Source organism: Bifidobacterium oedipodis (genome assembly GCF_012932425.1).
Classification (GTDB): domain Bacteria; phylum Actinomycetota; class Actinomycetes; order Actinomycetales; family Bifidobacteriaceae; genus Bifidobacterium; species Bifidobacterium oedipodis.
On the sequence record NZ_JAAIII010000001.1, the window covers coordinates 434,939 to 454,251 of the forward strand.

Annotated in this window: 19 protein-coding genes; 12 read left to right on the plus strand and 7 right to left on the minus strand. The window is 57.0% G+C overall.

Features of this window, described 5'->3' with window-relative positions:
- The first annotated feature begins 90 nt into the window (after positions 1–90).
- Positions 91–798, plus strand: coding sequence for an SDR family NAD(P)-dependent oxidoreductase (locus G1C95_RS01835; RefSeq protein WP_169171218.1), 708 nt, complete (start codon positions 91–93; stop codon positions 796–798).
- A gap of 15 nt (positions 799–813) precedes the next feature.
- Here G1C95_RS01835 and G1C95_RS01840 read toward each other — a convergent pair whose 3' ends face one another.
- Complete coding sequence (locus tag G1C95_RS01840) at positions 814–1,614, minus strand: methyltransferase domain-containing protein (protein WP_169171219.1); 801 nt, start codon at positions 1,612–1,614, stop codon at positions 814–816.
- A gap of 108 nt (positions 1,615–1,722) precedes the next feature.
- Positions 1,723–2,382, minus strand: coding sequence for a GyrI-like domain-containing protein (locus G1C95_RS01845; protein ID WP_169171220.1), 660 nt, complete (start codon positions 2,380–2,382; stop codon positions 1,723–1,725).
- A gap of 315 nt (positions 2,383–2,697) precedes the next feature.
- Between G1C95_RS01845 and G1C95_RS01850 the strand changes: the two genes are divergently transcribed.
- The 4 genes from G1C95_RS01850 to G1C95_RS01865 all read left to right on the plus strand — a co-directional run bounded on the left by G1C95_RS01850 (position 2,698) and on the right by G1C95_RS01865 (position 6,253).
- On the plus strand, positions 2,698–3,438 hold the full coding sequence (locus G1C95_RS01850; RefSeq protein WP_169171221.1) for a DNA alkylation repair protein: 741 nt from the start codon (positions 2,698–2,700) through the stop codon (positions 3,436–3,438).
- A 365-nt stretch (positions 3,439–3,803) separates the two neighbouring features.
- Positions 3,804–4,298, plus strand: coding sequence for an RNA-binding protein (locus G1C95_RS01855; protein ID WP_169171222.1), 495 nt, complete (start codon positions 3,804–3,806; stop codon positions 4,296–4,298).
- 157 nt (positions 4,299–4,455) lie between these two features.
- Positions 4,456–5,409 (plus strand): alpha/beta hydrolase, encoded by a 954-nt coding sequence (locus G1C95_RS01860; RefSeq protein ID WP_169171223.1) that lies wholly within the window; start codon positions 4,456–4,458, stop codon positions 5,407–5,409.
- 118 nt (positions 5,410–5,527) lie between these two features.
- Positions 5,528–6,253, plus strand: coding sequence for a RibD family protein (locus G1C95_RS01865; RefSeq protein WP_169171224.1), 726 nt, complete (start codon positions 5,528–5,530; stop codon positions 6,251–6,253).
- Positions 6,254–6,402: 149 nt separating this feature from the next.
- Here the strand turns inward: G1C95_RS01865 and G1C95_RS01870 are convergent, their stop codons facing one another.
- Complete coding sequence (locus tag G1C95_RS01870; RefSeq protein WP_169171225.1) at positions 6,403–6,891, minus strand: hypothetical protein; 489 nt, start codon at positions 6,889–6,891, stop codon at positions 6,403–6,405.
- A 154-nt stretch (positions 6,892–7,045) separates the two neighbouring features.
- Here G1C95_RS01870 and G1C95_RS01875 point away from each other — a divergent pair, with 154 nt between their 5' ends.
- The gene (locus G1C95_RS01875) at positions 7,046–7,549 is read left to right on the plus strand and encodes a TetR/AcrR family transcriptional regulator (protein WP_169171226.1); all 504 of its coding nucleotides are present in this window, start codon (positions 7,046–7,048) and stop codon (positions 7,547–7,549) included.
- 83 nt (positions 7,550–7,632) lie between these two features.
- Here the strand turns inward: G1C95_RS01875 and G1C95_RS01880 are convergent, their stop codons facing one another.
- Positions 7,633–7,845: a helix-turn-helix domain-containing protein gene (locus G1C95_RS01880; RefSeq protein WP_169171507.1), complete on the minus strand. Its 213-nt coding sequence runs from the start codon at positions 7,843–7,845 to the stop codon at positions 7,633–7,635.
- A 98-nt stretch (positions 7,846–7,943) separates the two neighbouring features.
- Entirely contained in the window at positions 7,944–8,612 is a 669-nt protein-coding gene (locus G1C95_RS01885) for a DUF2975 domain-containing protein (RefSeq protein ID WP_169171227.1), read from the minus strand.
- Between the two features lie 378 nt (positions 8,613–8,990).
- Here G1C95_RS01885 and G1C95_RS01890 point away from each other — a divergent pair, with 378 nt between their 5' ends.
- Positions 8,991–10,448, plus strand: a complete 1,458-nt coding sequence (locus G1C95_RS01890; protein ID WP_169171228.1) for a DHA2 family efflux MFS transporter permease subunit — start codon at positions 8,991–8,993, stop codon at positions 10,446–10,448.
- Positions 10,449–10,499: 51 nt separating this feature from the next.
- The gene (locus tag G1C95_RS01895) at positions 10,500–11,465 is read left to right on the plus strand and encodes a lactate/malate family dehydrogenase (RefSeq protein WP_169171229.1); all 966 of its coding nucleotides are present in this window, start codon (positions 10,500–10,502) and stop codon (positions 11,463–11,465) included.
- Between the two features lie 14 nt (positions 11,466–11,479).
- On the opposite strand, the gene G1C95_RS01900 is transcribed toward G1C95_RS01895, so the two are convergent.
- On the minus strand, positions 11,480–12,886 hold the full coding sequence (locus G1C95_RS01900) for an MFS transporter (protein ID WP_169171230.1): 1,407 nt from the start codon (positions 12,884–12,886) through the stop codon (positions 11,480–11,482).
- Positions 12,887–13,171: 285 nt separating this feature from the next.
- Positions 13,172–14,074 carry a LysR family transcriptional regulator gene (locus tag G1C95_RS01905; protein ID WP_169171231.1) on the minus strand — a complete coding sequence of 301 codons (903 nt, stop codon included), beginning with the start codon at positions 14,072–14,074 and terminating at the stop codon, positions 13,172–13,174.
- 187 nt (positions 14,075–14,261) lie between these two features.
- Here G1C95_RS01905 and G1C95_RS01910 point away from each other — a divergent pair, with 187 nt between their 5' ends.
- The 4 genes from G1C95_RS01910 (at position 14,262) to G1C95_RS01925 (ending at position 19,279) form a co-directional block, all read left to right on the plus strand.
- Complete coding sequence (locus G1C95_RS01910) at positions 14,262–15,749, plus strand: flavodoxin (protein ID WP_205832657.1); 1,488 nt, start codon at positions 14,262–14,264, stop codon at positions 15,747–15,749.
- A gap of 3 nt (positions 15,750–15,752) precedes the next feature.
- Positions 15,753–16,478, plus strand: coding sequence for a DUF4405 domain-containing protein (locus G1C95_RS01915; protein WP_169171232.1), 726 nt, complete (start codon positions 15,753–15,755; stop codon positions 16,476–16,478).
- A 175-nt stretch (positions 16,479–16,653) separates the two neighbouring features.
- Positions 16,654–19,065 carry a carbon starvation CstA family protein gene (locus G1C95_RS01920; RefSeq protein ID WP_169171233.1) on the plus strand — a complete coding sequence of 804 codons (2,412 nt, stop codon included), beginning with the start codon at positions 16,654–16,656 and terminating at the stop codon, positions 19,063–19,065.
- A gap of 13 nt (positions 19,066–19,078) precedes the next feature.
- Positions 19,079–19,279, plus strand: a complete 201-nt coding sequence (locus tag G1C95_RS01925) for a CstA-like transporter-associated (seleno)protein (RefSeq protein WP_169171234.1) — start codon at positions 19,079–19,081, stop codon at positions 19,277–19,279.
- Positions 19,280–19,313: the final 34 nt, after the last annotated feature.

Consider the following 19,313-nt stretch of genomic DNA (forward strand, 5'->3'; position numbering starts at 1 on the left):
GGCGAAACGCCATGCGCGGCACGTCCGCCTTGCGCGAACAATCCAGTATGATGGCCCCAAGAGATAAACCGGTTCGAGGAGGAATGGACAATGGCTGACGCTCAAGGCAGGAACATTGCAATCGTTACAGGCAGCGCGCTGGGACTTGGCTATGAACTGACCAAGCAGCTTATCGAATGTGGCTGGTTCGTGGCAGGCATCGACTTCGATGCGGAACGCCAGGCCGAGCTTAGCGAACAGTTCACATCTGACAAATATCAGGCCTATGTTGGTGACATCTCCGACGAGAAATTCGTCAAAGAATCCGTGGCAGACATCGCCAAGCGTGGTCATATCGATTTGCTGATCAACAACGCCGGGCAGCCAAGTTTCAAGGTACCGACCGCCTATGAAGCTGCCGACGTTGACAAGTGCCTCAAGGGGCTTAAGGGCATGGTATTGTTCAGCGTCGAAACGTTGAAGGCCACCGGCGAGCGCGACGTAAAGATCGCCAACGTTATGAGTACGGCTGCCACGCGCGGCAACGCCAACGAAAGTGTCTACTGTGCCACCAAGTGGGGCGAGAAGGGATACACGAAGAGCCTGCAGGCTGCCTACAAGGGTACCAGCGTGAAAATCGTGGGCGTATACCCTGGCGGCATCGATACCGCGTTCTACCGAGACAGCCACGACTATGTTTCGGTAGAAAAGCAGCACACCTTCATGCGCGCCGATCAGCTTGCCGAAGTGATTCTGTTTAATCTCGTCAATAACGCCAACCTGACGGTCAGTGACATCGAAATCAACCGCAACAGCTGAACCGGCGCGCGGGCACTACAGCTGGGCGAGGAAGAAGAACCTTGGCATCGGAATGAGCACAGTGCCATCGACCTGAAGCGGGTAGAGGGCACGCAGTCGATCCACGAAAGCTTGTTCGTATTCGCGGCGCAGGTTTGCGTCGGGCAGTTGGGCCAGATAGGGGCGCATGCCTGTGCCGCGATACCATTCGATGACACCGTCGTAGCCGTTCAGCGCATGAATGTAGGTGGTTTCCCACACTTCGACGTGCTTGGACAGGGGCGCGATGAGATCGTAATAAGCGCTCACATCAAAATGGTCACCGCCCAGATGATGGTAGGGGCGTGTGCCTGCGGTGCCAATGTATTCGCTGAAGGGGGCAGTGGTTGCCAGTTCGCGCATGATGGTGTGTGCCGGCTGTTTGATGGTTTGCGTGAACTGGCAGGCTGCCACTCCGCCCGACTTGACGCGGCGCAGCATGGCCGGAATCACCTCGCGATGGTTCGGCACCCACTGCAGGCAGGCGTTGGTGAACGCCACATCGAAGTCGTTCGGCAAGGTATCAAGCTCGGCGGCATCAAGCACCTGGAAGGTCATGTTCGGGTAGTCATGCCGAGCCGTTGCTATCATCTCCGCTGAAGTGTCGATGCCCAGCGCGTCGGCCTTGGCATAGCGTGAAGCAAGTTGTGCGGTGCTGTTACCCGGCCCGCAACCAATGTCCAGCAGCTTGTGCGGCATGCCGTCATCGGCGGGAAGGCGATTGACCAGGTCGCGGCTTGGCTGTGTGCGCTGATCGGAGAATTTTAGGTATTGTGCTGCATCCCATGTGAATGTCATGATTCGCATACTACCTCAGCACTCATGTTGTAGCGTCTTTAGGTTCGAAACCTGACTGCGGGTGACTATTCGGCTCCGGCAGCACGCGCAGTCAGTGTCTGAATATCTCTACTGGTCGGTGGGCTTTACGGGATGACGAATCACGGTTTTGAGGTTTTCGGGCTTACTTTTGCGCGGATCGCTCAGATAGATCTCGTGGTGATAACGAGAAGCTCCGAAGTCAAGTGCGTAACCCTGCTCATTGGCGTATGCATCGAGTGCGGTGATGGTGGCGGGCTCATCGTCGTAGGGACCCTTGTGCATGACCTGTGCGACCGTGCCCTCGTCGAAGTCGAACAGGAATGCGCGCGAAACGTCTGTTTCGGGGTGTTTGGCCGCGAACTGTTCACGCGCATGCTCGAACACATTCGGTGTGACGAATTCGGGCAGACGAATCATCGAAATCCAGTGAAAATCGGATTTGCGCGAATAATCGATGCCAGTCAGCATGCCGTCGTCGGTCATCCACCACAGGCCTTCCAACGGCGGCACCACATAGTCGAAATAGCCGTCGATCTGATCATCGGGATTCTTGGACTTCTTGCTCATTTTGATAGTGAACGAGATGCCATACAACAGTTGCAGCGTCGTCTGATAGTCGCCACCCTCTTCATTCGGGTCCCCTTTGCCCTCAACCGCCACAAAGCTCATGCGCGGCACCTCGACAATCGCCGGCTTAGTCTTCGGCTGATACAGGTCCTTGTATTCCTTCTTATAGTCGAATGGCATGAGCTTCTCCGGTCAGTTGGGTTGGATTGTTTGCTTGTGGAATAGTTTACGGGGGGGGGGGATTGTTGCAACAAGGATGCGATCGGTTGCCTCGTTTTGCCTTCGTCGGCCAGTTTGTTTTGTTGGTCGACAGCTCTGGTTTGCTGGTTATGATGCGAAACGCTATTTTGCCTTGGCTTCCTTGCTGCCATCCTTAGGCTATCCTTGAACAGTTGCTTCGGCGAAAGGCTGAAGCGCTTTACGCCGGTGGTCTCTGGACACTGAGACCGTTTGTTGTTCGATTATACCTTCCGATGCGATGACGATGGAGGTTCTATGGCGTCCGTGAGCTGCGAAGATATTCAGGTTGACCTGCAAGGAATGACAGATGAAGAGTATCGCATATTCAACGCGAAACTGATTCCGAACGTGGATCCGTCGACGATGTTGGGCGTGAGGATTCCTAAGCTTCGTGCATATGCGAAAGAGCTGCTGGCTGCGGACAAAGCCAAAGGCACGTCAACAGTTGTTGGGTTCATGAATAACCTTCCCCACGCTCTATTTGAAGAGAACATGCTGCATGCGTTGCTGATCGGTATGGCTGCTCACACGACGGATAAAGCTTTCGATATGCTGGATAGATTTCTGCCATTTGTGGACAATTGGGCCGTCTGTGATGCGATATCGGTGAAGGCGTTTCGTTCCAAGAAGGCGAACGCACAGGCGATTGAAACGAAGTTATGCGAATGGGTTGCCGATGGGCGCACGTATGTTGTGCGCTATGCCGTGGACACTCTGATGACGGATTTTCTTGACGACCCGCGTTTTCGACCGGATCAGTTAGCGGTAGTAGCCGGTGTGCGCTCAACGGAATATTACGTGAATATGGCTCGCGCATGGTATTTCGCCACGGCTTTGGCCAAACAATGGGATACCGCCATTGCTGTGTTTCAGTCCGATGCATCACCCGAATTGCGTCTGGATGACTGGACTCACAATAAAAGCATTCAGAAAGCCCGCGAATCCCGTCGCATCCCATCTGATCGCAAAGAATATCTTGTCAGCCTCAAACGGTGATGAATCGCCACACCAGTAATTATTGACAGTGACAATGTTTGATGATAATGTTGACATTGTCAGCAATTCAGTTGACGACGACGATGAAAGGTTGTCCCATACAGGATAAACGCATCGCGCCGCTTCTCGAACGGCTTGAGGAGCAGGGATGGCGTATCGAGCCTATGAAAAAGGGCTGGATGTGCTATCCGTCCGACAAATCGAAGCAGGCAGTGGCCATTCACAAAACACCTTCGGATGTGCGGTGGTATGAAAATTGTCTGACATATCTTCGACGTGGCGGGTTCCAAGAGTGAGCGGCGGTGCCCCGACGGTGAGTTCGACCGTCGGGGCTATTCGTCGTGTGGTCGATCAAGGAGGTTTGTGTGACGGGTAAACAGTGGCAGGTCACGGTGGATTTCAAGACTGAACAAGGATTCGACGCAGAGAAAGCTTTCGATCTCATGGAGGAAATCGGGGCATATGGGGCGAGCGTCGCCGTTAATCCAAATGGAGACGGTGGCAGCGTGACGCTGGCCGTCGAATCGGGCGATGCCGCCAAGGCGTGTTCTGATGCGCTTGACTTGCTTGCCGGCACCCAATCCTTGCCAAAGCATGAGGTGTGCGCCATTGCGGCAGCCGAATGGGATGAAGCGACGCGACGTAATCGCGAGCCGTTGTATCCGAAGGTCGTAGGCTATGCCGAAATCGCCCGGATGGCCGACGTGAGCAGACAACGTGCATATAAATTCCCAGAGATAGGCTCATTTCCCAAGCCTGTTATAGAGACTTCGCAAGGGCCGCTCTATTCCGAAAGCGCAGTCGAGGCATGGCTCGCAAATCGCATACGAAAAGCAGGCCGACCTAAATCCATCTCTTAGGAATCTGTGATTGCGGGCAAAGAATATTCCTCATCATATTCTCACCCATAGGGAGAATGCATGGATACTTATATGCGATAGGTATTGGATATGAGAGCGTTGAGATGATGTAATGCCTTGTAGCACGCTTAGCAGATGAAAGAAAGGTGAAACCGTCATGGCTGAAGAGCATTACATCGCACCGTTGAGCGACGCCGTGGAGCACAAGCACGTTTTCTATCCCAACCGTTACGGGTATACGATCGCCGGCGACCTGTACGTCGCCAAGACGGCCGATTTGAACGATGGCGAGAAGCTGCCGGCGATTATCGTCGGTGCGCCCTACGGCGGTGTGAAGGAGCAAGGCCCCTGCGTCTACGCGAACGAACTTGCCCAGCGAGGTTTCGTGGTGCTCACTTTCGATCCCTGCCATATGGGGGAGTCATCGGGTTATCCGCGTCATGTATCGTCTCCCGACCTGTTCACCGAGAACTTCAGCGCCGGCGTCGACTATCTCGGACTGCAGAACTTCGTGGACCGCGAGCGCATCGGCGCGATCGGCATCTGCGGCTCGGGCGGCTTCGCCCTGTCCGCCGCGCAGATGGATCCGCGCATCAAGGCCGTCGCCACCGCAAGCATGTACGATATGACCGCCGCCGCACGTCTCGGCATGGACGCGCAGACCATCGCCGCGCGCAAGGAGCAGCTGGCCCGCCAGCGTTGGGTGGATGCTGAAAACGGCTATCCCGAATACAATCCGTACTTCCCCGACCAGCCGCTCGACGAGGTGCCGGCCGAACTGGAGGAGCCCGACGCCGAATGGTTCCGCTTCTATGCGTTGAAGCGTGGCTTCCATCCGCGTGCGCGTGGCGGCTTCACCACCACCAGCGATATGGCGTTCATGAACTATCGTCTGCTTGACTACATCGACGAGATCTCGCCGCGCCCGATCATGTTCATCGTCGGTGACCGCGCCCACTCGCGCTTCTTCAGTGAGAACGCCTACGCCGCTGCCAAGGAGCCGAAGCAGATGGTCGTGGTGGATGACGCCGAGCACATCGATTTGTACGACCGCACCGACCGCATTCCCTTCGACAAGATCGAAGAGTTCTTCGCCTCCAACCTCAAGTGACGCACAGCGCCATATCGAAGGCGTACCGATGGCCGGCCGTCCGAGAGTGACCGATCTCTCGGACGGCCGGTCGCGGCGTAACCATCACCCGTCCACGCAAAAAGAAAGATGCAACACAATGAACAGACCGTACATCTTCTGCCATATGATGACCTCTCTTGACGGCAAGATCATGGGCAAATACATGAGCACGCCGGAGGGCGATGCGGCCGGTGCCGTGTTCGATTCGATTACCTTCGGCGAAAACCCCTACTACAAGCACCAGGGTTGGCTGTCTGGCCGTGTGACCACCGACGACAACTTCACCTTCTACGCCGAGCCCGAACTCGACGAGACGGCCGGGGAAGTCCCGGAAGGTGATTACGTGGCCGAGAAGACCGGCATGTATTACGTGTCGGTCGACCCGTCCGGCAGACTCGGCTGGAAGCGCAACAGCCTCACCTATGCGGGTGCCACCGCGCATGTTGTCGAAGTGCTGACAGGCAAAGCTTCCAATGCATATAAGGCGTTCCTGCACGGACTCAACATCTCCTACGTCATCGCCGGCGACGACGTGCTCGACTATGCGGTGGCGCTCGCCAAGCTCAAGGAATTGTTCGGCGTCGAGACGTTGATGCTTGGCGGTGGCGGCGTGCTCAACTGGTCGTTCATCCAAGCGGGCATGTGCGACGAAGTGAGTATCGTCGTCGCGTCCGCCGCCGATGGCTCGAACAGCACTCCCGCCCTGTTCGACACCCGTGAGGGCTTGTCCGATGACACTCCAATCGGCTTCGAGCTGCAAAGCGCCGAAGTCAAGGACGGCAACACCCTGTGGCTGCGCTATCTGGTCAAGCAATCAGCTTGAGTCGTGGCGAGTGAATATGACTGAAGGCGGGTGGCGCTATGCCGTCCGCCTTCCGCCTATGATGCGGTCGAGCGTGTGCGAGGGGCGTTTAGTGTTGGATTGAAGAGGGGTTCGGTGGCATGCGAACGGCGAACGCCGGCGGTGCCGCCTTATCGACGCGAACGCAGGAACGCCTGCGGGTGTAGGTATACGATGATGGCCGAACGGAGTGTGAAATACACGCAGAAATAAAACACGATATGCCAGATGGGCATTGTGATGTGCGTGCAATACCCCACAGCGGCGGTGAGGATTATCTTTCCCACGAAGAACATGAACCATGCCCGCACATATGACATGTCATGCCAGATGTAATAGACGCCGTCGATTTGCTCGACCATCTTCTTATGCCCCAAGTACCACGCTTTAACGAGTGCGATAGCTGTGATCAGCGCCAAATCGAGAATTTCGGCCTCCGTGTGCACCCCGTCATAGGCCTGCGTCAAACCCCAAAACAGGACGACGATCATGATGATGAAACGGCGTAGTCCGGCCTTCCTTTTGCGCATGCCGCCCAACATCACATAGGCGAGATACGCAAGATACAACACAAGCGCGATAAGCAGTTGGAATAGGGGCAGATTGAGAAGCTGGTTCATGTGATTGACTCCTGTGGAAAGATAAGCGACACTGTTGCATAACGTGACATGTTGAATATAATGAGGAGTCCGATGGTCGGCAACCATCACACGAACGACATATGTACGTTGCGCAACAGATTCGCCGATGTGTTGCGCAAGTGATGGGGTGAGTATGGATTTGCGCACTCGTTACACGTTAGATGCCATTGACAAGGCGTTCTTTCAGCTGCTTCGGAAACAGCCGTTGGAGACGATCACCGTTTCGCAGATATGCAAACTCGCGCAAATCAACCGCTCCACTTTCTACCGGTATTACGGTGGCGCACATGATTTAGTGGAGCATTGCATTGATGATGTGCTCGATTCCGTGCGCGGGGATCTTCAGTCCAATGCCGACGATATGCGTGCGTGTTTCTGCCTGATTTTTACCACGTTGCATAAGCATAGGGATTTGTTCGCGCTGTTGCGCGAACAAGGGGCGTTGCGTGACCTGTCGGCCTATTTCTTCCGGTATTTCTCCACCCTATCCGAGCAAAATCATTCGACTCTGCGGCATTACTTCCTGTATTACGGATTCGTAGGGGTGTTCCGCTACTGGTTGGAGCGCGGCATGATGGAAAGCCCGGAAGAAATTGCGGCCGAAGCATATGACCTGTATCGCAAACTCTCGTCGTAGAAGGATTCCATTGACATACCGGCAAGAAGCCGATCAGCGGTTCCGTGTGACAGGTAATGTACATATACATACAAGGGCGTGTGTCAGTCTTTCACGTATTCGAGGATGTCGCCGGGTTGGCAGTCTAGGGCCTCGCAGATTGCGGCCAGGGTGGAAAAGCGGATCGCACTGACGCGGTTGTTTTTGATTTTCGACAGGTTCACATTCGTGATGCCCACCTGTTCCGCAAGCCAGCTCAACGACCGACCCCGTTCGACCATCATCCGGTCGAGCCGCAGGACGATGTGGCCGTGCATGTCATCGATACTCGCGATACCGCTTTCGGCGCTGGGGGATTCTGCGGCCTCGAAAGTGATCGGAGAGAGGTTCGCCGCGCCAGATTCATGTGGTTCGCTCATAGCAATCCGTCCACTTCCGTCTGCAGCTGTAATCCGTATTCGAACACATGCGCCAGCGTCAGCATGATGAATCCGACCATCACGCATATCGCATTGGATCCAACGGAGATGCTGGCGCCACGGTCAGTGGCGAAGATGGCGATTGCTCCAAGAACGAATGTGATCAGTGGAACCGCGACCATGAACCATCCCATGCGCCGAAGCCGTTGCGTGATCGAGGCGACGAACGGTGTGCCCTCCGGGCGGTTTTCGGCCCAACTGCTCAGGTCGCGGCACATACCTGCGATTTCGCGCAAGGTGAGCGCGAACAACGCGTAGGTGGCGATGGCGGCGGCCAAAGCCAGCGCGAGATTCAGCCATTCGATGGATTGCGCGCTTTGGACGGCGTTGAACGTCGTGTTCAGAACGGTCGGGTGAATGGAGAGATGGAAGTCGGAGTCGCCGAATATGGTCTGAACGGCGTCACCGTCGCCGGAGACAGCGAAAGGTTCGCCGGGTTTCATCGCAGCGACGATGAGTATGACGGCGATGGCGGCGGTTACCGCGACAGCGACCCACATCAACATCTGTGCGGCGTTTGCGATGACCCATGCAATGCGGTTGAACGCACGCAAGCGGGCTACGGCTCCGTCAGACTTTGCGTATGTGCGTAGCTCGTTGTCCATGATGATCTCCTTATAAGGCGTCCGTCAGCAATGACGGTGTTATCGTTTGTCGATAAATCCAGTATGACCACATATTTATCGTTTGTCAATAAAACTTTGTCGTGTTGCGATAACACATGTCGTCCAGGAGACTAGAGCTCATACGGGCAAGCTGGTGTTCGCGGCGGGTGTGTACAGTATGGAGCCGATGAACAGCAAAAACCCTCGCCAGCTGGTTCCAATGTCGGATCTGTTCGACTGAACCGATTCCGCATGTCCCGCAGCGGATCGACGCATCCCGCGTGCCAGACGTGCCTGCCGTGCGCGCGAAACCCGCAGCGCGACCCACGACGCATCAATCGAATTCAGAACAATCTTCCCAAGGGCTTATTCATCACTATGACCAACAATTACACGAACGACTCCGCCCAAACCGCTCCCAACGGCGGCAAACAGGCCGTCGAAGGCAAACTCATCATCGTGGTGGTCGCGCTCGCGATCCTCACCTTCCTCGGCGTCCTGTCCGAAACCAGCCTCAACATCGCCTACTCCGCGCTGATGACGGAATTCTCCCTCTCCGCATCCGTGGTGCAATGGCTCACTACCGGTTACCTGCTGCTGCTATCGGTGTCAATCCCCACCTCGCCGTTCCTGGTGCGCACCTTCCCGACAAAAGCGTTATTCGTCACAGCGGTTGCCGTATTCGCTGCAGGCACCCTGCTCGGCGCGGTGGCCGTGAATTTCCCGATGCTGCTCGCCGCAAGACTGGTGATGGCTCTCGGCACCGGCATCTCGCTGCCGCTGCTGACCAACATCATCCTGGAAAAAGCACCGCTCGAGCAGCGTGGCATGATGCTTGGCCTCGTCAGCCTCGTCACCTGCGTGGCACCCGCCATCGGGCCTGTGTTCGGCGGCATGGTGATGGAATACCTCGACTGGCATTGGATCTTCTACGCGATGCTGCCGTTCCTCGTGCTGTCGCTTGCACTCGGCATCGCCACCGTTCCCGACATCCGAAAGGGGGAGAAGGGCTATATCTCCGTTCCCTCACTGCTGGTGATCGCTCTCGGCCTATCCGGTCTGATTGTTGCAGTAAGTTTCTTCGCCGAATGGAATGGCGACTGGCGTTTCTGGGCCACATTGGTCGGCAGCGTCATCGTGCTCGCCGCGTTCGCCGTAGCGCAGCTCAAGATGGAGCATCCGCTGATCGAGGTGCGCGTGTTCGCTTATCCGGGGTTCAGCCTCGGCATGCTGATCCTCATTATGAGCTCAGGCGGTGTGCTCGGACTGAACTTCCTGCTACCGATCCTGCTACAGCGAGGCTTCGGCCAAACCAGTATGGTCGCGGCGCTGGTACTGCTGCCCGGCGCGATCATCGGAGCCGTATCCGCGCCGTTGATCGGTAGTGCGTTGAAAAACCATTTCCCACCCAAGTTCATTATCTGCGGATTCATCGGCGTAAGTGTGATGGATGCCGTACTGATGCTTGGCGGCGGCAACGAGTTGGTGGTGGCCATTGCCTTCGCCATGTTCATGGCCGCTTCGGGCTTCGTGCTTGTGCCCGATCAGACGCACGCGTTGAATCAGCTGCCGGCGCGATTGAACGCTGACGGATCGGCCGCGATGAACACCATCCAGCAGCTTGCCGGTGCAATCGGCACCGCAGTCGCCAGTGCACTGATCACCGAAGCCAGTACGGCAGGATTAAACAATGGCTTGAGTGAAACTGACGCGTATGTGAGTGGATTCGCCTCGAGTATGCATATCATGGTTGGTGTCGGCGTGACGGGCGTTATTCTCGCGGCACTTATGTTCCGTTTCTCGACTCGTCGACCGCCTGAACTCGTCGGGGCATGATCCAAGGCGGATTGCAGGACGGCACAGGAGACGGATAAAGGAGACAGACGCATGGTCACGACGAATCGATCTCGAGTGGTAGTGGTTGGTACTGGCCAGGTGGGCTCGGCGGTGGCGTCGTCCATTGTGCTGCAGGGATTGACCAATGAGCTGGTGCTCATCAATCATAATCCTGAAAAGGCGCGTGGATTGGCAATGGATCTGGCCGATGGTTCGGAATTTCTCGGCCGGTTCGTTTCCATCAGACAAGGCGACTGGGATGATTGCGCCCAAGCCGATATCATTATCGTCACCGCGGGCCCGCGCCCGGTTGAAGGGCAGAATCGTTTGGATGGTCTGATGGCCGCCGTCGACATCGTTGATCCGATGCTGGGCCATATCAGAGAATCTGGGTTTGACGGCATTCTCATCATGGTGTCTAATCCGGTCGATGTGCTCAGCTGGTATGCATGGAAGCGCACCGGTCTGCCGCGCGCACAGGTGATCGGTTCGGGTACTGCGCTTGACACCTCGCGTATGAAAACCATCATCGGTGAGGTCACTGGTCTTGATCCTCGCACCGTGTCCGGATATGTTATCGGCGAGCATGGTGACTCGCAGTTCATTCCATGGTCGACGGTCTCCTTCGTTGGCAAATCGTTCTCGCAGTTTCTTGCTGACAATCCCGGCCGATACCCCGGCGTCAGCTTGGATGGCATCGAGGATGCGACTCGAAGGCGCGGCGACGAAATCAAGAACCGTCGCGGCGGCACTAGCTACGGTATCGCTACCACGGTCGCCGGATTGGTCAAAACCATTCTGTGGGATGAACGCCGTGTGATTCCCGTATCCACGCTGATCGACGGCGAATACGAATACGGCGAGCGCGACGTGTTCTTAAGCCTGCCCATCGGATTGGACGGCAATGGCGCGAACGAATTCACCGACCTGCATTTAACGGCGGGGGAGATGGGACGATTCCATCATTGCGCTGAAGTCGTGCGCTCGCATTGCGCGCTAATCGCTGACAGACTGTAAAAACGGTGTTAATTTTAATCCACTGCGACGTGGTCTGCGATTCGGCGGTTGGCTGTTATGTTTGACGGATTATGTTCCAAACGAATCGACAAGCCGAGCGTTATCAGCAACAAAGCAGCCGTGGCGAGAAAACATATGCGCATGGCCGAGGTGAAGGAGCTCATTGAAGCCACCAGCGTGCCGAAGACGGCGATGCCGAGCGTGCTGCCAACCTGACGCATCGTGTTGAACATTGCTCCCGCAATGCCTGACTGTTCCGGAGCGACCGACCGCAATACCAGCGATGATGTCGGCGGCGTGACGAACGAGCATCCACAGCCGACGACGGCGACCAGAATGGCCGCCGACCAAGCGTTCAGATGCGAACCGAGCAGTGCCATGGTGGTCAGGCCGGCGGTCATGGCAATCAGACCTCCGACCACCGGTACTCGGGTGCCATGCGCCGTGGCGATACCGGGAGAGCGCAGGTTGCCGATCATACCGGCGAACGCCGAGGGGATAAACGCCAGACCCGACATGAATGGGGAGAGTCCGAGTTCGTTCTGCAGCAGACTGGTGGTGAGGAACACCATGCCGTACCAGGCGACCATGAACACCAAGCCGATCAGCATGGATACGCGCATGTCGTATGAGCGCAACGTGCTTGGCGGCATCATCGGATGGCGAGCATGGCATTCGGCAACCGCGAACATCGCCAACGCGGCAACGCCAATCGCCAGCAAAGAGACAACCAGTACGGAAGCGAATCCTTGTTCCCCTCCTTCGATAAGACCGGCGACCAGAGCGCCTAATCCGACAATGGCAAGTATCTGTCCAGCGAAATCGAATGGTGCGGACCGGCGTTCGGAGGTTTGCATCTTGGGAATCAACACAAGAATCAGCAGACAGGCGGGAATATTGATGGCGAACACCAGACTCCAGTGAATTGGCGTCAGCAGTCCTCCCAGAATCGGCCCCATGACGGCGGCAATGGTGCCACCGAACGCCCAATAGCCCATGGCTTGCCCCTGTTCGACCGGATCAGGATAGTTCTCACGGATCACGCTCATCGATGAAGGTAGCAAAGCCGCAGCGCCCACGCCCATGATTGCACGCCCCGCAATCAGCATCGGCATCGTGAACGCGAACGTGCAGATCAGCGAACTGATAAGAAACAACGCGGAGCCGGCCGCGAACACCCGCTTGGCACCCAGCCGGTCGGAGAGATTGCCAGCACCCAACAGCAACGCGGCGAACGGCAACGTATAGCCATCCACCACCCATTGCTGTCCGGACATGCCACCGCCCAATTGTTCGCCAATGGTCGGCAGCGCAAGATTGACAATCAGCACGTCCATGCAGCTCAAAAAGAACGCAGTCGAGGCAGCCACCACCGGAATACGTGACGTAGGGTGTTGGCGCGTTGAATCGACGACGGGCATATACAGGACTCCTTATGCGAATATGGCCATCCGCGACGGATGTTCGCCGTTGTCAAAAGCGGCGCAAAGCAATGGAACGACTATCTGCGGATACTGTAGTCCCTGTGGCTTTATGTAAGCCAATGCATAAACGGATGGCCTGACCATGCCCAACAGGTATGTTCTACGGACGTTCGGCTGTCTGAGTAGGAGCTCTTCTTATATGCTCTCTGAATATGTCCTTTGCGGATTCACTGCTTCACTGCAATCCATGATGAACAACAACAAAATATCGCTCGGAAATCGTTAGGATTCTTGGGAAATCAGGGTGCGAATCTCGTCCAAATAGGCTTGGCAGGCGTGCGACATGGGTTGCCCCTTGCGCCAGACCAGACTCAAATGCGCATCCATTGGAGGGTCGAGCGGCCGGGAAACCAGGTCGCCCGACCCTGTTTCTCCCGCGTCCAGCAGGGAGTCGCGCAGCGCAAGTTTGCAGCCGAATCCTTCGGCGACCATCAACTGCGAATTGTGCGTGACGTTGGTGGTGCCGATAATGTTCAGCCGGGAGATGCCTCCGCCGATCCAACCGGACAGATCGTTACGCTTGAAGGCATTGCGCGGAACGATCAGGGGAACACCCTTCAAATCCTCGCGTCGTATTGAGGAATGCGAAGCCAGCGGATGATCCCGCCGCATCATCAACACCCATTGGTCGCGCACCGGCAGTTGCAGGTAATCGAAGCGGGACATGTCCGCAGGTTCCAGCACCAGTCCGAAATCATCCATACCCGCATCAACCCTCTCCAGAATGTCAGTGGCATTGCCATCGAACATATGGAAACGGATACCCGGATGACGCTCATGCAATGAAGTCATGGCGCAGGCGAGCAGACGCACGGTTTCACATTCGGCAGAACCGATGCTCACATCACCGGAAAGCTCCTGCCCGGTATGTGCCAGCTCGCGCAACGCCCTGTCACTGATCGCCACAATCTCCTCGGCGCGCCGTCGCAGCAAACGCCCCTCCTCGGTAAGTTCCAACGTACGGCCGCGCGTGCCACGAACGAACAGGGGAGCGCCGATCTCATCCTCCAAGGATTGGATTTGACGGGACAATGTGGGCTGGCTCATGCGCAGCACATCAGCGGCCGCGGTGAACCCCTCCTCTTCAATAACCGCCAGAAAATAGCGCAACACCCGAATCTCCATCGAAATCCCCTCCCTACATCACATCACTCTCAGGATAGAAAAGAACCGACAGCGCTGTCAATGCCCGCAAAGCATGGAGCATGCCAGTAAATCGGTATTTGCGAGCCTCCCTCGTCCACGATTATCGTCAAGCCATCGGCGGCTCGCCGGCACTCACCCATACCCCCCTCACGGAAAAGCAACACACATGATATCGACCGACCATAACGGCAACGCCGCAGCCTCAGGCAACGCCAAACTCATCACGCTCATCGCGTCCATCACCGCCATCGCACTGGTCGCAACCGGCATCTGGTGGTTCGCCATACGACGAACACCCGAACAATCATCCCAGCCAACACCCCTATCCAACACCGCCCAGCATGACAATTCAGGAGAAACCGCCATGATGCTCATCGAAGGCGGAACATTCACCATGGGCAGCCCAGACTCACAACGCCAACGCGAAGCGGACGAGACACAACACGAAGTCACACTCTCCGACTTCCGCATCAGCCCCACCGAAGTAACACAAGCCGAATACGAACGCATCATGGGATCCAATCCAAGCCACTTTCACGGCGACGACCTCCCCGTTGAACAAGTGACATGGTTCGACGCCATCGAATACTGCAACCGACTCAGCGCAGCCGAAGGATTCGACCCCGTCTACACCGTAGACGGCGACAATGTGGCCTGGGATCGCTCCGCAAACGGATACCGATTGCCCACCGAAGCCGAATGGGAATATGCCGCTCGCGCCGGCACCGACACCATCTTCACCACCGGAGACCAAATCACCGCAGCAGACGCAAACTTCGAAGGCACCTACCCCTACCTCATCGAAGAAAACTACGTCAACCACATCAACCCCGACGTGGTACAAAGCGAAAACCGCGGCGAAACCATCGCCGTCGGATCCCTGCAGGCAAACGCCTACGGACTCTACGACATGGAAGGCAACGTATCGGAATGGGTATTCGACTACTACGGCGAATACGACACCAGCCGACGCAATAACCCATACGGACCCGAATCAGGATCGCTACGCGTCAACAGGGGAGGCGGCTACGACGACTTCGCCAAACAACTGCGCAACGCCTACCGCTCCGCCACCAACCCACGCACCCATGACCAAAACATGGGATTCCGCATCGCCCGCAACGCACAACCCGGCGAAGGAGTCGCACACACCTGGAATGCAATCAACATCACCATCCCCAACAACCCGAGCATCCTCGTCGCCTACTTCTCCTACTCAGGCAACACCGCACACGCCGCAGAACTCATCGCCAACTCCACCGGCGCCGATCTGCACGAAATCGTGATGGCTGAACCCTACACCGGCAACATCTACGAAGCATCACAAGCAGACCTCAACAACAATGTTCGGCCAGCGCTCGCCGACCACGTGAACAACATGGACCGTTACGACGTAATCCTGCTTGGCTACCCCACCTGGTGGTCCACCATGCCGATGCCGGTCTCAACATTCCTGGAATCCTACGACCTAAGCGGCAAAACAATCATCCCATTCTCCTCAAACGGCGGCACCAGATTCGGTGACTCCATCTCCGACCTCGCCAAGCAAGCCCCCGGCGCACTCATCGGACAAGGATTCGAATTCACCTATTCAGGAGGAAGCGACCTGACCGACAACATCAACACCTGGCTATCCGAAAGCGGGCTGGCATAAATAATGGCTCACACACCACAACAACATTCCGCCACCACACAGCGCCAACGCAAGGCAAAAGCGCTTCGCATCGCGAAAATCACAGTCGATGCCGCCATGTTCATCCTGTTCCTCTACCTCATGGGCTACCAAGCAGGGCGAGGACTCATGGCCCACGCCATACTTGGCATCACACTTTTCGTGCTTTTCGCCGCACACCACCTCTTGAACATGCGCTGGTTCCGCATGCTTGGGCGCGGACGATACAACACCCAGCGCACACTGTTCGTAGCCATCGACGCACTCCTATGCGCTGCCATGGTGCTCATGGCGGTCAGCTCAGTACTGATGTCCGGCTCGGTGTTCGAAGCGGCGCCAATCCGCACCACCCAATTCGCCCGAGACCTCCATCTGGCATCCAGCGCATGGGGATTCCTGCTCATGGCCATCCACTTAGGATTGCATACACGCGGGGCCTTATCGCGAATGCGAGCGCATGCTCGCAACACGGCATTCGATTACGTGCAGTTGCTGCTCATGGCCCTGATTGCGCTCGCCGGAGTCTGGTGCTTTGCAGACAGTGGCTTGCTTGGAGACATGCTGCTACTCGGCACACGCCGCAACCATGCGGCCGGCGTGGCGGTCAGTTTCGCCCGATACCTATGCGTGGTGGCGTCCGTATGCATTGCCGTGTACGGACTGTTTTCCATTTCACGGATGGCTACATCGCGTCGTAGCGGCAAACAGTGATTCAAAACAGATAAGAGCTGCCGCGGCAAAAGACACGGAGGCTGTGACTGCGTTTGTGGACTGCGGTTCACATCGTGGGATGTTTTTCAACCGTTCGCTGACAGCGAATTAGGCTCACAGATGGTTTGCCATAAGCATCCATTGTAGTGAGTTGTTTTAGGAGAATGGGAAGAACATGACAACCTCAGCCGTCAATGCTGCGGCTACCCCAGCCGGAACCCCGGCGCCGGGTACACTCGAATTCAATAATGATTACACTCCGGCGGAAGCCGAGCGCGTGATCCGTAACTCCAAGGGTCTGCCGGTCGGCGTAAAGCCGAAGATGGTATGGACCTGGCCCAAAGCCCTGCTGTGGGCGGCCATCGCGATTGTATGCGCATGCGGGTGGTCCATTTTGGCCGTTTCTCGCGGCGAGCAGATCAGCGCGATCTGGTTCGTCGTCGTGGCACTGTGCTCATACGCCATCGCCTACCGTTTCTACGCGTATTACATCCAGATGAAGATCATGCGCACCGACGACGCGAACGCCACTCCGGCCGAGCGTGTGCATGACGGTGCGAACTTCGAGCGCGCCGACCGTCGCGTGCTGTTCGGACAGCACTTCGCCGGCATCTCCGGTGCAGGCCCGCTGGTCGGCCCTATTCTTGCCGCGCAGATGGGCTACCTGCCTTCCGTGATGTGGATCATTCTCGGCGTGATCTTCGCCGGCGCCGTGCAGGACATGCTGGTGCTGTGGATTTCCGCCAAGCGCCGCGGCCGTTCCCTGGGCCAGATGGCCACCGATGAAATGGGCAAGTTCGGCGGCATGATCCTGTCGATCTTCCTCGTGGTGATGACCGCCATCGCCATGGCGTTCCTTGCGCTTGTGGCCATCAAGGCCATGGCCGCCTCGCCCTGGGCAGTGTTCTCCATCGGCATGACCATCCCGATCGCACTGCTGATGGGCTGTTATCAGCGTTTCCTGCGCCCCGGTCGCGTAATCGAAACCACGCTGCTCGGTTTCGTGCTGCTTGTGCTTGACATTGTCGCCGGTGGTTACATCGCCGATTCTCCGGTGCTCGCACCGATTTTCACCCTGACCGCCCCTCAGCTCGTCATCGCCCTGGTGATCTATTCCTTCGCCGCTGCCGCGCTGCCGCATTGGCTGCTCGTCACCCCGCGCGACTACCTGTCCACCCTGATGAAGATTGGCACCCTCGTGCTGCTCGTGGTCGGCATCATCATCGCCAACCCGTCTGTCAAGGTGCCGGCGTTGACCGAGCTTGCGTCCACTGCCACCGGCCCGACCTTCTCCGGTGACCTGTTCCCGTTCCTGTTCATCACCATCGCCTGCGGTGCCCTCTCCGGTTTCCATGGTGCGGTAAGCTCCGGTCTGACGCCGAAGGCCGTGGAAAAGGAAAACCAGATCCGCATGATCGGCTACGGCTCCATGCTGGTCGAATCCTTCACCGCCGTAATCGCACTTATCGCCGCAATCACCCTGAGCCAAGGCCTGTATTTCGCCACCAACATGTCTGCCGCGCAGATTCAGGCCACGGCCGGCGAATCCTATTCGGCCGAGGCTTCCGCCGAAGCCAACGCCGTCGCCGCTGTGAACGCCATGCAGGTTTCCGACATCGAAGGTAACCAGATGCAGGTCACTTGGGACTCCGTCGATGAGAGCGGCAGCCCCAAGACCTACCAAGGTGAAGAAGCACTCACCAAGGCAGCCTCCGACCTCGGCGAACAGACCATCGTCTCCCGCACCGGCGGCGCAACCACCTTCGCCATGGGCATGGCCAACTTCCTCAAGTCCTATCTGGGCGGTCAAAACTCACTGGGCTTCTGGTATCACTTCGCCATCATGTTCGAAGCGTTGTTCATCCTCACCACCGTTGATAACGGCACCCGCGTGGCCCGCTACCAGATTGGTGAAATGCTCGCCAATGTCAAGCGCTTGAAGAAGTTCGGCGATCCGACTTGGCGTCCCGGCAACATCATCACCACGCTGGTCGCCACCGGCATGTGGGGCGGCTTGCTGTGGGTGGGTGTCGCCGATGCGAACGGCGGCATCAATGCCATGGTTCCGATCTTCGGCATCTCCAACCAGCTGCTCGCGGCTGCCTGCTTCGTGCTCGTAACCGTGTGCGTGGCCAAGATGGGATACAAGAAGTACCTGTGGATTCCCGTTGTGCCGCTGGTATGGGATGTGGCCGTGACCTTCACCGCCGATTTCCAGAAGATCTTCGGACCGCTGAGCTACTTCGCCACCGCCTCCAAGTACCAGGCGCAGATTGCTTCCGGCGCTTTGGAAGGTGAGGCTCTGGCCAATGCCAACGCAGCCCTGTTCAACGCCTACCTCGACGGTGTGCTGAGTGTGTTCTTCCTCGTGATGATGGGCATCTTCGTGATCGTCGGTATCGTCGTGGTCGCCAAAGTGCTGGCCGCCGGCAAGTTCGGTGCCGAAACCACCTCCGAGGAGCTGTTCGTCGAATCCGAATGGTTCGCACCCTCCGGTCTGATCGCCACCACGCTGGAGAAGAAGGTGCAACGCGAATACAGCGCCAAGCTGCACGAACTCGCACAGAACGCGAAAACCGCAGCCTGAACTGGATATGTTGATGATTATCGATCGATTGAAAAACGCATGGCAAGGTATCGTCTGGTATCTGCGTGAGATCAGCGGCGAAGCCCGATACGACCATTATCTTGAGCATTTTGCCACTGATCATCCCGGTGAAACCCCGATGAGCGAAGTCGAATACCTGCGTGCCCGCGAGGAATACGACCGACATCATCCCAACACCAGTTGCTGCTGCTGAGCTGAAGAAGCCCCTCATATGAGGGGCTTCTTGC

Coding starts and splice junctions, on each gene's coding strand:
- G1C95_RS01835 (WP_169171218.1), top strand. CDS start 91: ATGGCTGACGCTCAAGGCAGGAACATTGCAATCGTTACAGGCAGCGCG.
- G1C95_RS01840 (WP_169171219.1), bottom strand. CDS start 1,614: ATGACATTCACATGGGATGCAGCACAATACCTAAAATTCTCCGATCAG.
- G1C95_RS01845 (WP_169171220.1), bottom strand. CDS start 2,382: ATGCCATTCGACTATAAGAAGGAATACAAGGACCTGTATCAGCCGAAG.
- G1C95_RS01850 (WP_169171221.1), top strand. CDS start 2,698: ATGGCGTCCGTGAGCTGCGAAGATATTCAGGTTGACCTGCAAGGAATG.
- G1C95_RS01860 (WP_169171223.1), top strand. CDS start 4,456: ATGGCTGAAGAGCATTACATCGCACCGTTGAGCGACGCCGTGGAGCAC.
- G1C95_RS01865 (WP_169171224.1), top strand. CDS start 5,528: ATGAACAGACCGTACATCTTCTGCCATATGATGACCTCTCTTGACGGC.
- G1C95_RS01870 (WP_169171225.1), bottom strand. CDS start 6,891: ATGAACCAGCTTCTCAATCTGCCCCTATTCCAACTGCTTATCGCGCTT.
- G1C95_RS01875 (WP_169171226.1), top strand. CDS start 7,046: ATGGATTTGCGCACTCGTTACACGTTAGATGCCATTGACAAGGCGTTC.
- G1C95_RS01880 (WP_169171507.1), bottom strand. CDS start 7,845: ATGCACGGCCACATCGTCCTGCGGCTCGACCGGATGATGGTCGAACGG.
- G1C95_RS01885 (WP_169171227.1), bottom strand. CDS start 8,612: ATGGACAACGAGCTACGCACATACGCAAAGTCTGACGGAGCCGTAGCC.
- G1C95_RS01890 (WP_169171228.1), top strand. CDS start 8,991: ATGACCAACAATTACACGAACGACTCCGCCCAAACCGCTCCCAACGGC.
- G1C95_RS01895 (WP_169171229.1), top strand. CDS start 10,500: ATGGTCACGACGAATCGATCTCGAGTGGTAGTGGTTGGTACTGGCCAG.
- G1C95_RS01900 (WP_169171230.1), bottom strand. CDS start 12,886: ATGCCCGTCGTCGATTCAACGCGCCAACACCCTACGTCACGTATTCCG.
- G1C95_RS01905 (WP_169171231.1), bottom strand. CDS start 14,074: ATGGAGATTCGGGTGTTGCGCTATTTTCTGGCGGTTATTGAAGAGGAG.
- G1C95_RS01910 (WP_205832657.1), top strand. CDS start 14,262: ATGATATCGACCGACCATAACGGCAACGCCGCAGCCTCAGGCAACGCC.
- G1C95_RS01915 (WP_169171232.1), top strand. CDS start 15,753: ATGGCTCACACACCACAACAACATTCCGCCACCACACAGCGCCAACGC.
- G1C95_RS01920 (WP_169171233.1), top strand. CDS start 16,654: ATGACAACCTCAGCCGTCAATGCTGCGGCTACCCCAGCCGGAACCCCG.
- G1C95_RS01925 (WP_169171234.1), top strand. CDS start 19,079: ATGATTATCGATCGATTGAAAAACGCATGGCAAGGTATCGTCTGGTAT.